General features: G+C 47.6%; 11 protein-coding genes. 8 read left to right on the forward strand and 3 right to left on the reverse strand.

Annotated elements, in window-relative coordinates; translation table 11 throughout:
* Positions 1-381, forward strand: a 381-nt coding sequence (locus tag C5O22_RS13475; RefSeq protein ID WP_486389488.1) for an RpnC/YadD family protein, incomplete at its 5' end; no start/stop codon positions are given.
* Positions 382-675: 294 nt separating this feature from the next.
* Here the strand turns inward: C5O22_RS13475 and eno are convergent.
* Entirely contained in the window at positions 676-1,974 is a 1,299-nt protein-coding gene (gene eno / locus C5O22_RS05285) for a phosphopyruvate hydratase (protein WP_132780164.1), read from the reverse strand.
* Positions 1,975-2,086: 112 nt separating this feature from the next.
* On the opposite strand from eno, the gene C5O22_RS05290 reads away from it, so the two are divergent.
* The 6 genes from C5O22_RS05290 to C5O22_RS05315 all read left to right on the forward strand — a co-directional run bounded on the left by C5O22_RS05290 (position 2,087) and on the right by C5O22_RS05315 (position 7,602).
* Positions 2,087-3,073, forward strand: coding sequence for a UPF0158 family protein (locus C5O22_RS05290; protein ID WP_132780165.1), 987 nt, complete (start codon positions 2,087-2,089; stop codon positions 3,071-3,073).
* A 31-nt stretch (positions 3,074-3,104) separates the two neighbouring features.
* Positions 3,105-3,575: an ATP-binding protein gene (locus C5O22_RS05295; RefSeq protein WP_132780166.1), complete on the forward strand. Its 471-nt coding sequence runs from the start codon at positions 3,105-3,107 to the stop codon at positions 3,573-3,575.
* 114 nt (positions 3,576-3,689) lie between these two features.
* Entirely contained in the window at positions 3,690-4,070 is a 381-nt protein-coding gene (locus C5O22_RS05300; protein WP_132780167.1) for a hypothetical protein, read from the forward strand.
* The gene (locus tag C5O22_RS05305; RefSeq protein WP_132780168.1) at positions 4,060-4,911 is read left to right on the forward strand and encodes a methyl-accepting chemotaxis protein; all 852 of its coding nucleotides are present in this window, start codon (positions 4,060-4,062) and stop codon (positions 4,909-4,911) included. Before C5O22_RS05300 ends, C5O22_RS05305 begins: the two co-directional genes overlap by 11 nt.
* Positions 4,908-6,959 carry a PP2C family protein-serine/threonine phosphatase gene (locus C5O22_RS05310; RefSeq protein WP_132780169.1) on the forward strand — a complete coding sequence of 684 codons (2,052 nt, stop codon included), beginning with the start codon at positions 4,908-4,910 and terminating at the stop codon, positions 6,957-6,959. The genes C5O22_RS05305 and C5O22_RS05310 overlap by 4 nt, the downstream gene beginning before the upstream one ends.
* Before the next feature lie 61 nt (positions 6,960-7,020).
* The gene (locus C5O22_RS05315; protein ID WP_132780170.1) at positions 7,021-7,602 is read left to right on the forward strand and encodes a DbpA RNA binding domain-containing protein; all 582 of its coding nucleotides are present in this window, start codon (positions 7,021-7,023) and stop codon (positions 7,600-7,602) included.
* Here C5O22_RS05315 and C5O22_RS05320 read toward each other — a convergent pair.
* Together C5O22_RS05320 and C5O22_RS05325 are read right to left on the reverse strand one after the other, a co-directional pair.
* Positions 7,595-8,764: a hypothetical protein gene (locus C5O22_RS05320; RefSeq protein ID WP_132780171.1), complete on the reverse strand. Its 1,170-nt coding sequence runs from the start codon at positions 8,762-8,764 to the stop codon at positions 7,595-7,597. The genes C5O22_RS05315 and C5O22_RS05320 overlap by 8 nt on opposite strands.
* A gap of 53 nt (positions 8,765-8,817) precedes the next feature.
* Positions 8,818-10,491: a Na/Pi cotransporter family protein gene (locus tag C5O22_RS05325; RefSeq protein WP_132780172.1), complete on the reverse strand. Its 1,674-nt coding sequence runs from the start codon at positions 10,489-10,491 to the stop codon at positions 8,818-8,820.
* A gap of 262 nt (positions 10,492-10,753) precedes the next feature.
* On the opposite strand from C5O22_RS05325, the gene C5O22_RS05330 reads away from it, so the two are divergent.
* Positions 10,754-11,989, forward strand: a complete 1,236-nt coding sequence (locus C5O22_RS05330) for a DUF3798 domain-containing protein (protein WP_132780173.1) — start codon at positions 10,754-10,756, stop codon at positions 11,987-11,989.
* The last annotated feature ends 21 nt before the right edge of the window (positions 11,990-12,010 follow it).

Genomic DNA, 12,010 nt, shown 5'->3' on the forward strand with positions numbered 1-12,010 from the left:
GTGGATGAAATTCAGAGTCGCATTCGTGGTATTGTGAGTATATTAGAGAAGGAACAGCCAGAGGTGGTGACCGAGTTTATCCGCTGGCTTTACGCCCATTTTGAGGACCCCGTGCCTCAATGGGTGGATGAGATTCGTACCCTTAAGGAGGTACCGACCATGTTAGCCACTGCCATCAAGAAGAAAGAACAGGAATGGTTTAAAGAAGGCCTTATGGAAGGCCTTATGGAAGGCCGTATAGAAGGCCGCAACGAAGGCATGGCCCTGGGCGAAGAAAAAAACCGCCGGGAGACCGCCCGGCGGATGAAGCAGGAACTGGTGTCGATAGACATTATCATGAGAGTTACCGGCCTTTCCCGGGAGGAGATTGAAGAACTGTAGGCGAGCGGGGGGCGGGACCCGGGGTTTCTAGGGGTACCGCGGCCTTCAAGGGGCGCGGGCGCACCCTAAAAATTGCCGGGGCGGTGGGTATTAACGCACAGCAGGAGCCCTCTACCTTTCGCGGGGACAGGAACCAGAGACGTCGTCCCTGGGAGACAACAGACCTGTTCCTGAAAGGAACATTAAAACTGTAACCAAAGATGGTTAGGAATACAAACCTCTAAAAACCACATCTAAATTGACAATGGGGGCGTCCCTTTAAGACACCCCCATCAATTAAAAAGCCTTGTTAATTTATTTCTTCAAATTGTAAAAGGCATTGCGACCGGCATACTCGGAGACCCCTTCGAGCATGTCTTCAATCCGCATCAGCTGGTTATACTTACAGATCCGGTCGGTGCGGCTCATAGAACCGGTCTTGATCTGACCTGTTTCAAGGGCCACCACGAGGTCGGCGATAAAGCTATCCTCCGTTTCGCCCGAGCGGTGAGAAACAATAGCGGTGTATCCTGCCCGTTTCGCCATTTCAACCGCCTCGTAGGTTTCGGTGACCGTACCGATCTGGTTTACCTTGATCAGGATGGAGTTACACACCCCCATCTCGATTCCCTTCTTCAGGTACTTCTTGTTTGTTACAAACAGGTCATCCCCGACGATCTGGATCTTACCACCGAGGGCCCTGGTGATCTTGGCGTAGCCTTCCCAATCGTTCTGGTCCAGCGGATCTTCCAGGGAGATGATAGGATAGTTATTCACCCACTTGGTGTAGAGTTCAATCATCTCGTCGCTGGTAAAGAGCTTATTCGGATTGGACTTCCAGAACTTGTAGCCCTTCTTGCCCCCTTCTTCGAAGAGCTCGCTTGCCGCCGCATCCATCGCAATGGCGATTTGCTCGCCCGGCTTATACCCCGCCTTTTCGATGGCCTTCATGATAAAGTCCAGGGCTTCCTGGTTATCGATATCGGGGGCAAAACCACCCTCATCACCGACGGCGGTATTCTTCCCCGCATCCTTAAGGAGTTTCTTCAGGGTGTGGAACACCTCGGCGGTCCAGCGTACCGCTTCCCGGAAGGTCTGGGCACCTACGGGCATCACCATAAATTCCTGGAAATCTATTTTGTTATCTGCGTGCTTCCCCCCATTGATGATATTGGCCATGGGAACGGGGAGCAGATTGGCATGGAAAGAGCCAAGATAACGATAGAGGGGGATGTCGAGGTAATTAGCCGCCGCCCGGGCCACCGCCATAGAGACCCCAAGAATTGCGTTGGCCCCGAGCTTACTCTTATTCTCGGTTCCATCCAGTTCAATCATGGTGCGGTCGATATCAACCTGATCCAGGGCATCGAGTCCTTGAATTTCGGCCGCAATCACGTTGTTTACATTCTCTACCGCCTTAAGAACCCCCTTGCCCATATAGCGGCTCTTATCTCCGTCCCGCAATTCTACCGCTTCGTTTTCACCGGTAGACGCCCCAGAGGGAACGGCCGCCCGCCCCAGGGTCCCATCTTCCAAGACCACATCTACTTCTACCGTCGGGTTACCCCGCGAGTCCAGAATTTCCCGGGCCTCGACATATTCAATAATGCTCATAAGCGCGCTCCTTCCTAATAAGATATGATACCATTTTTATTTATTTACCCCCCGATGGTCAATACCAGAGAAAAAACTTGACCACCCTTTTTAAAGGCCGTACAATACGCATATGCCCTTTGAATTGGATGAAGCTCTCATAGACGCTATTATTTTTTCCATGGAAGATCAGGGAACGGCCTATTTTGTCGATTCAGAAGAGGGGATTGTTCTTTCGGAAGAAGAAATTCTGGAAAATGAAGATGAGGTTGACGAAGACCGATATATTCCCATCCCCTATTGGGATTCTAACGAGGGGTTCCGTCTTATGGAACGGTTTGTGGTGGCCCTCAAGAATCCTCTTGCCAAAGTAGAACTTACCCGCGCCCTTGATCGCGGAAAGGGGGTGTTTCGGGCCTTTAAGGATACCCTCTCCCGTTACCCCGTAATAGAAAAGCGCTGGTTCCGGTATAAAGAGCAGGCCATGCGACGTACGGTTCTCGAATGGTACAATGGACTTCGAGAGGACTGGGGTCTCGAACGCATCGGAACAGAACCGGAAGAAACAGAGGATCTTCTGGGAGAGGATATCACGATTCGTCCCTCCCGAGAAGAAGACACACCATCAATTCAACAAATTCACGAGCAGTGCCTTATGGATTTACAGAGGGTACTTACTGAAAAACCCAGGCGACCCCAGAAAGCAGGACTTTACTTGGTAGAGGGAAGGTCCCAGCATCGAGAGGGGAATCAGAAACTGGAAGAAATAGCATCCCTTTTTTTCACTTTCCAGGGGTTCAAAACAGGGGATATCCATCTTGTGGCAGAAACGACGAGTAAAGAAATAGTGGGATATATTCTGGTACACCGGAGTCCCTATGGGTTTCATGTCACTGCTATAGAAGTACTTCCCGAATATCGAGGTCTGGGCATTGGGGAACAACTTTTAGAGCAGGCCCTTGCCCGCATACCACCGGAAACGACCCAAGCTATTACAATCGATATACCAGCATATTTCGAAGGCTTTTCCCGGGTGATAGCCCGCCATGGCTTTACCCCCCTGACAATTCGATATATACGCCACGAAAATAGCTTGACTTCTTCGGAAGACCTTATATGATAGAACTAATCTTGCATCCTAAGGATACATCATGGAGACAAAGGAATCATTGGGGTTTATTGAAATAAAGTTCGGCCCTCGCTGGAAATACATTGCGGTAGTTCGGGCATTTATCCAGAATTTTATCGCCGTAAGTTACGCCGATACGATGCGGGCCGACAAAATCGCCATGGCAGCCAGCGAACTTTTGGAAAACGCCGTAAAATATGCCCAGGGGGAAGAGACCATTGTAAAACTTCAACTTTTACCCGAAAAAGAATCCATCATGGTGTCGGTTTCCAACAGGGCAAGTCCCGAGGCAATAGAAAGTCTTAAAGCAATCTGGGAGAAGGTCATGGCAGGGGATCCCCTGCAGGCCTACATTGCTCAGATGCAGCTTGCGGCTACCCGGGAAGATTCAAAAAGCCAATTGGGATTGGTACGAATCCGGTACGAAACAGGGGCCCAGATGAAGCTGGACATCCAGGGAGACCTGGTAACCATCACGCTAGTCCAGAGCTAAAAAGGGAGTTCCTCTTTCCATATATGCAGGAAGGGAACAGAAAACGGTACGGTTGTAAAAAGCGACCCACAGAGGGATCGTGAGTACCATACGTTTTGAAACAACGAGGATACTATGAACAAATTGAACATTGAAACCATCAAACAGGATAAGGTAACTATCGAAGTCCAGGATACAGCGAGTGGAATCAAGGTTATCATTACGGGAGACATAGACATGCAGGACCCGGGGGTACTGCTGGATCCTCTTTTTGATACCGTTCATAACGGCGCTATCGCTCAGGGAATGAAAGCCATCGATCTTGATGTGACGGGGCTTACCTTTCTTAATTCCAGCGGAATCAAAGCAATTGCTAAATGGATTATGAAACTTGCCACGGTGGATGCAGGGAAAAAGTACACTATCAATATTCTGCAAAATAAGAGTATTTCCTGGCAAGCCACAAGCCTCCAGACCCTTACCTTTTTAGTCCCCGGAAGTGTGAATGTCCTCTGATAGCCTTGTTCAACAAAAAACAGCGGGAACAATAAACAGCTTAGAGGTTCTTCGCTATGCGAGGGACCTCTGTACGCAACTTTTGGCCCAGTATGATGAAGAAGAAAAACGTTCCCGTATCATTACCCAGTTGCAAGAAGAATTGGGACAACTCGGTATGCTCAGCGAGAAAATCCGGGAAAACGCGCAACAAATCACCGGAATCTCGGACAACATGGCTAGTTCCGCAGAGGCAGGCTTTAACCTTTCCCAGGATGTCCAGAACAAGGTAAGCACCCTCGCGGAAGATATTCGAACGTCCCTCGAAGACACAAACCGATTGCTGAATCAATCAAAAAAGATAAACGAAATTCTCGAAATCATGGGTGATATCTCTTCTACCACCAGCGTGCTTTCTATCAATGCCTCTATTGTAGCGGCTCGATATGGGAAGCAGGGAAAAGAATTTGACGTGGTAGCCAAGGAAATCCGGAAATTATCTGAAGGAACCGATAAATCCCTTAAAGACATTGCGAGCCTTTTACAGGAAATCCAAAGCTCCATCACGTCGGTGAGTTCTAAATTACAACGGGTGGCCACGGAGATTCTCGCCCAAAAGGAGTCTATTCTCTCTGTAGCGGGGTCCTTACAGGGAGTAACCCTGGCAGTAGAAGTTATCCGTTCGGTTACCAATCTTTCCAAAGAAACCGCCGAAGCAGAAACGGAAAGCTTTAAGAATATTGAACAAGCCTTGAAAGAACTTACCAGTTGCATTGGACCAGAAATTCCCCGGCTCCAGTTGGAGCATTTACAGCAATCCCTTGAAGAATTGCTGACCCTTCGTACGGAGGTCTCGGTATGAATCAGGTTTTCTCCCTTTCTTTTTGGTTTATAGCCGCCTTCCTTGTTCCCCTCTGGTACAGTGCCAATAGCCGCAAAGAATATGGCGATAGGCCACTCTGGTTGCTAGTATCTCTCCTCATCTTTATTTTTATCGGTCTTTGTGTGAGCGCCGGAATGTGGCTTCCGGAGTTTTTCCCTGGCGGGGATTTGCTCTGTCGTTTTCTTCCCCCCCTGCTGTATGCCCTTCTTTTTTCCGTAGCCGAGTATTCCATTCATAGCCAGCGGATACAGAAAAACCTTCTTTTTTCGGAATTTGCCTCCCGTTTGATAGGGGAAGCTTTGTTATTGGCGGGCACCATAGTCGCCCTCGTACTTTCCATAGTATTTTATTCCTCAAGTACAGCAATCCTGTTTGTGCTGCTCTTTGGGGGCCTCGTGTTGGGGCTTTTTGGGTATAACATAGTACTTTTTAGCTTTGAAGAAGGTATCATCCGTTTCAATAAAATTCCCTTTATCATTTATATGGTTATCGTTGCCCTCGGTATGATTCTGACCTGGGCAAGCCCACCCTGGGGGGGGAGCTTCTTTTTTCTGTTGCTCAATCTACTCTTTGGAATTCGTATTTTTCACGAATACTTCTGGTATCGCATGGAACATTTTAACCAGGTGTACAGCCAACAGGAAGAACAGGAAAAAAATCGAACCCTACTTATCAATGAAATCCTCATTGCGTCTCCTACGGAAGAACAGATAATCCTTAAAAATGTACTGGAACGATATTATGAGCAGTTTCAGGAAGCCCTGGCAAATCCTAATGTTCGCATAAAATCTCTCATGCTCTACACCAAAAGAGGGCAAACCCTACGGGTTGAATCGGATCATTTTATTATAGGGTATTGTACTCCCCTTATAAATCTGGAAACCCTGAAACGTCTTAACACTGAAGCGGCCCATACCCTTATCAAAGAACAGAGCTTTACGCTTCCCAGAAAGGGACAAGAGGATGACCAGGGAAATTCCTTCCCGGAAAACAGTATTATCGAAATGATCCAAAGCCGTGACATGGTAGCGGTAGACCAGCTACCGACCCATCTGGCGGCAATCTTTAAATTGATTATCTTTTACCCCGTCTTTAATCAGCAGGAACTGGTGGGAATGCTCGTTCTCTTTAAAGAAGGTTCTTCCTATGTGTTCCCTAAAGAACGTTCTATTCTTACCAACCTGGCAAACGAAGTGTCTATCGCCCTTACCCTTATAAACGGGAAGAGAATTCAGGAAGACAAGAACCGTCTGAGCCAGGAAATGGATGTGGCCCGGAATATCCAGATGTCGGTTCTGCCCAAAAACATTACTATAGAGGGGTACGATGTGGCAGCAAGCATGACCACCGCCACGGAGGTTGGTGGCGATCTGTACGATTACCTCAAAAATCAAAATCGCCATTTCCTTGCCATTGGGGATGTGGCTGGGCATGGGTTACCGGCCGGCCTTATGGCTCTTACGTTCATGTCTGCCCTCCATGGTTGTGTTAAAACCCAGGAGAATTTGGGACAGGCCCTTTCTCCATCCCAGATATATGACATCGTAAATCAGGTTCTGGTAGAAATTAACCGAAACCGGATCGGCAGTGATAAATTCATGACCGCCAACATTTTGCAAGAAGAACGGGGCACCGTAACCTATGCGGGGTCCCACCTGATTGGCCTCGTATATCGTTCTAAAGAGAAACAGGTGGAAGAAATTCCCGGCATGACCCAGCGGGCAGCCTTTCTGGGGTTATCAGAGTATGCTACTTCATCTTCGTCTCTGGGATCTGTTACGCTTGAGCAGGGAGATATTCTACTCCTTTACACAGATGGGCTTATCGAGGCCCGGAATAAACATGGCGAACTTTTTGGTCTAGAACGGGTAAAACAGACTATTCAAAAAGTAGCAGAGCGATCCGCAGAGGAGATTCGGCAAAGCCTTCTGGAAGAAGTTACCCGCTTTGCCGACCAGGGGGATCTTCGAAAATACGAAGGTAATTTTGCCGACGATATTAGCCTGGTGGTTCTTAAAAAACAATAAACTGTGTTGATCACTTATGAAGGAATGAACTTTTGTAAGAAGAGAAAAAGAAGAAAAGGGGATGACGGCAATGCAATGGGAAGATGAAAAAGAACAGATACAAACCCTGTTCCAGAGCCTTGTCAAGAAAGTACAGTCGGGGACTGATATCGAAAAAGTCATTCAATATCGAAAAATATTTCGCAAGTCTGTTCCGCTTTTAATGCGCTCCTACGTGGCGGCATATCTGTGTATGGAATACCTGAAAAATTCCTCAAAAGTCCACCGGGGGAGCATAAAAGTCCCGATTTCATCAGATAACCAAGAAAAATCCCTTGCCGATCAAGAACGGTGTTCCCTCTTTATCAGTGTAGGTAAGAATCGACGGGTATATCCTCAGCAACTGGTGACCTTTATTCAGAAAAAAACAGGACTTCCCCGGGAAACCTTCGGACATGTGCGCATGTTAGATAATTATTCTTTTATAGAGGTCCCCAGAGATTTAGCAGATTCCCTAATTATCACTTTACAGGGGACCCTTTTTAAAGGGAAAGCCCTGGTAGTAAATTACGCTCGTCACAAGACAGAACAGCCCCTGGAGGGAAGCGATGAAATGTTTTCATCGAGGGAAAAACAAACAATTCATTCCAGAGAGATTATTTAGATAGCCAAAAAAGGAGAAAACCCGCTAGAATCCCATTAAGCAGCACTCCACCAGCAAGGAATAGGAGGGCTCCCATTTCCAACATAAAAGCCCGAATTTTGTACGTTTGTATGAGATCAAAGGGATTTGCTTCGAGCACCATATATGGTATAAGGGGATCTTGAGATGGTCCAGGTAAAGATGGAACCGGAAGGGATGCTTTCTCTTGTAAAGGAGGACAAACCCCGCATACATACCATTGGTTCTTATTTTTCACAAAGGGATCCTCAAGCCAGAGGCAACGAGGATCTTTTTTAAGCCCCAGGGGTATCACATTCGTTGGCATAATCTCGTACCGTTCGCCCGTATACAAAGTCACGCCCCCCCCTTCCTTATCAAGGTGAAACAAAGGAAGTCGAGCGAGATCCCGGAAAGCCCGGTACTGACGGGCCCGTTTCCACAGTCGACGATACAACAAAGTAAAAAGAAGTCCCGGCGGAATAAAAGGATATATCGGCCCTATCAGAGCAAGAAGGTTAAGGTATACCATTCCCCGATACCCAGGGCGCCCCATATGCAAAAAGGCCATGAGAAGTTGACTAAAGGCCCCAAGAGCAAGAAGAAAGGGAGTAAATTTATTGTAATACTCATTATGATGGCGACCGGCTTGAATGGTCTTGTAAATAAGATGCCGCTCATCCCCTTCATACAAAATAACAATCAGCGGTTTATGGGGAAGGGAAGAGAAAAGAACCCGCCCATCCTTATATACCAGGGCTCCTCCCACAAAAATACGGCTTCCCTCAGTAATACTGCGGACATCGGACCAGGCAATTTTACGGGGAACCTCCTGAGAAGAGCCTCCATAGGCCAGGGGGGCCTCCTGGGGTAACACGTAGATGCTTACCCTTTTTACTGAGACCGGAATGGTAAGTTCCTCATTTTTTACCCAGAGGAGATCCTCCTCTGAAAGGGCCTCCACTTCTCCTAAAAAAGTAAAATCCCGGGGCATAGCCGAGATTTTATGAGATTCCCCCGTCACATCTGCGTACGTTAAGGGGCGCGTACACCGGAGTTCATTAAATCGAGACCGAAAATGGCGCCACGACCGTCGCGTAAGGAAGGCCCCCATCAAGGGGATTACCCCATACCACAGAACAGCCAGGGCGAGGGAGATCACCAAATAATCTACCCGAAGAATAAAATCCTCCTTTTATCCTTATTAAATATTAAATTCTATCCTTTTAGAGTTCCCATGTGATGCAAGGACTCAGTAATACTATATGAGTAATCTCCCAACTTCTCAATGCGTCGCACAAGATCAATAAACAAAAGCTCCGTTTTCACATCCGAACCGGCCTCTATATTCTTACGGGCCAGCTTTTTCAGCTTACTCCGGAACCCATCAATCTGTTCTTCCAAATTCTTCGCATGGAGTAATTCCTCTTCGCTTAAGGGTTTCTCAAGATGTTCCCGCACAAATACAAGAAAATCTCGAACCAAAAGAAGATAGGGATCGAGGAGGGCCATTTCTTTTTCATTAAAATAGAGCTTCTTATGATGGCTGCGCTGCAAAGTAAGAGCCAGGCTATAGCAATCATCGGTCATGTCTTCCAGGTCCGCCACAATTCTCATAAGCTGGCCCACCTTTTGTTCAGAACGGCTACTTATCTGGGATCGGGTACACTCAATAAGAAAGCGGGTGAGCTCTTCGCGCATCTGGTCCGCATAATCCTCTTTTTCTGCGAGGTGAGCCACCATCTCATCTACTGCGCCTGCTTGTTTTACCTTAAGGGCCTGGCGGAATTCTTCAAACATCGATTCCACAAGGGACGCCATGTTTTGAATCTCCTTTTCGGCCCGCAGGATTTGTAGTTCTGGCGTATCCTGAATACTGGCGGTGGTATAGGGAAGACGGTATACCCCCGATTGAAGTTGGGGATCGTCCTTTATCAAAAAAGACACCAATTGGGCAAAGGGATGCACAAAGGGCAAGAACAAGAGCGTATTGATGGTATTAAATACCGTATGGAGCATAGCGAGATGGGTAGCGATTCCTGTACCTCCGGCCTCTCCGGGAGTTAAAACATCAACAAGATGCAAAAAGGGATTAAACAAGGCCAGGGCCCAGAGGGACCCAAATACGTTAAACAACAGATGCACCAGAGCGGCCCGGCGGGCAGCGGCTTTTGTGCCGATTGATGCAAGCAGCGCGTCCACCGTGGTGCCGATATTCGCTCCCAAAATCATCGCGGCCGCCATGGGGTAATTGATGAGGCCGTTATGGGCCATGGTAATAAAGATAGCCGTCGAAGCACTGGAAGAATGAACCAGGAGGGTAATAGCAATACCAAATCCTGTGGCCACCAGAATTGAAATATAGCCTAGTTCCGAAACTCCTTTTATAAAAGTGAGTGTTTCTTGGTCTATTTTGGGCATCGAATGGGTAAGAAAATCCAGGCCCAGGAATAAAAGGCCAAAACCCAGCACCGCTTCGCCGAGATCTTTTCTGCCCCACTTCACCGCCATATAGAGAATAAAGCCAATACCAATGGCAGGAAGGGCAAGGGCGCTTACATGGAGCTTAAAGCCAATCAATGAGACAATCCAGGCGGTAACGGTCGTACCAATGTTGGCCCCCATAATTACCCCGATGGACTGAGTAAGCGTAAGAAGCCCCGCGTTCACAAATGAAACCACCATAACGGTGGTAGCCGAGGAGGACTGGATAATTGCGGTAACTAAAAAACCTGTAAGAACCCCTACAAAACGATTGCCCGTCATAAAGTTAAGGGCCCGCTGAAGCCGATCTCCGGCGGTTTTCTGGATCCCCTCTCCCATAATTTTCATTCCATAAAGGAAAAGGCCCAGACTCCCGGTAATCTGTAAGAGTAATTCCAAAACCTGCATGATAATCAAAAACTAACATATTATTAACAATTTGGAAACCCAGGTTTTCATACGGGAATGCTGGGGAAGGAATCGAGAAATTTTTATTGTCCCTCCCGGAAACCAAGTTTTATTAACAAAGAGGGAAAGGATCCTGTCCTCTTTCTCCCGACTAACAATAAAAAAACAGGCAATTTGATGGTATTAACCAAGAGACTCCTCTGCTTGACAGGAAAACAAAACAAATTACAATAGATGAATCTTTAAACTCGAGGAGGAGTTTATGAAACGACATCTTTTGGTGCTCATAGGAGTACTTCTCTCCTTGACGATCGTCTTGTCTTCGTGTCAGAAAAAAACTGAGACCACCGCAGCGGAAGGGAAGAAAGCGTCTTTCCATATTGGGGTGGTTACCGGCACGGTTTCTCAAAGCGAAGATGATCTGCGGGGAGCAGAAGAACTGATTCGGCGGTATGGGAAAGCTTCCGAAGGAGGCATGATTCAACATATTACCTATCCCGATAACTTTATGGAACAGCAAGAGACCACCATTACCCAGATGGTAGCCTTAGCAGACGATCCCCTTATGAAGGCGGTGGTGGTAAACCAGTCTGTCCCTGGAACTGCAGAAGCCTTTAAACGTATTCGAGAGAAGCGGCCCGACATTCTTCTCCTTGCGGGAGAACCCCACGAGGACCCCCTCGTCATTGAAGCAGTGGCGGACCTCGCGATCAATTCAGACTTTATCTCCCGGGGTTACACTATCATCTGGGCAGCCAAACAAATGGGAGCAAAGACGTTTGTCCATATCTCTTTTCCTCGCCATATGTCCTATGAATCTCTCGGCCTTCGGCGGCAGATCATGGAAGAGGCCTGTAAAGATCTGGGCCTGAAATTCGTCTTTGAAACGGCGCCGGATCCCTTAAGTGATGTGGGACAGGCGGGGGCTCAGCAATTTATCCTGGAAAAGACCCCCCAGTGGATACAAAAGTATGGGAAAGAAACGGCCTTTTTCTGCACCAACGACGCCCACACGGAACCCCTTTTAAAACAACTCCTTGCCTACGGGGGAATGTTTGTAGAAGCGGATCTTCCGTCTCCGCTCATGGGGTATCCCGGGGCCCTCGGGATCGATCTTTCTGCGGAAGCGGGGAATTTCCCGGCTATCTTGAAGAAGGTTGAAGAAGCGGTAGTTGCAAAAGGAGGAGCAGGTCGTTTTGGTACCTGGGCATATTCCTATGGCTTTACCGTGACTGCTGGTCTTGGGGAGTTTGCCAAACGGGTTATCGAAGGAACCGCCCAAAAAGATGACACCAAGGCCCTCTATGATTCCTTTGCAGTATTCACCCCTGGTGCAAAATGGAACGGTGGCAATTACATCGATGCCAATACAGGAGTTCGAGCGAAGAATCATCTTCTGGTGTACATGGATACCTATATTTTCGGGAAAGGATACCTCCCCACCACCGAACAAAAGGTACCTGAAAAATATTACAACATTAAGTTCCAGAAACAATAACACATAAAGGGTGAATCTCTT

Source organism: Treponema sp. J25, assembly GCF_004343725.1.
Lineage (GTDB): Bacteria > Spirochaetota > Spirochaetia > Treponematales > Breznakiellaceae > J25.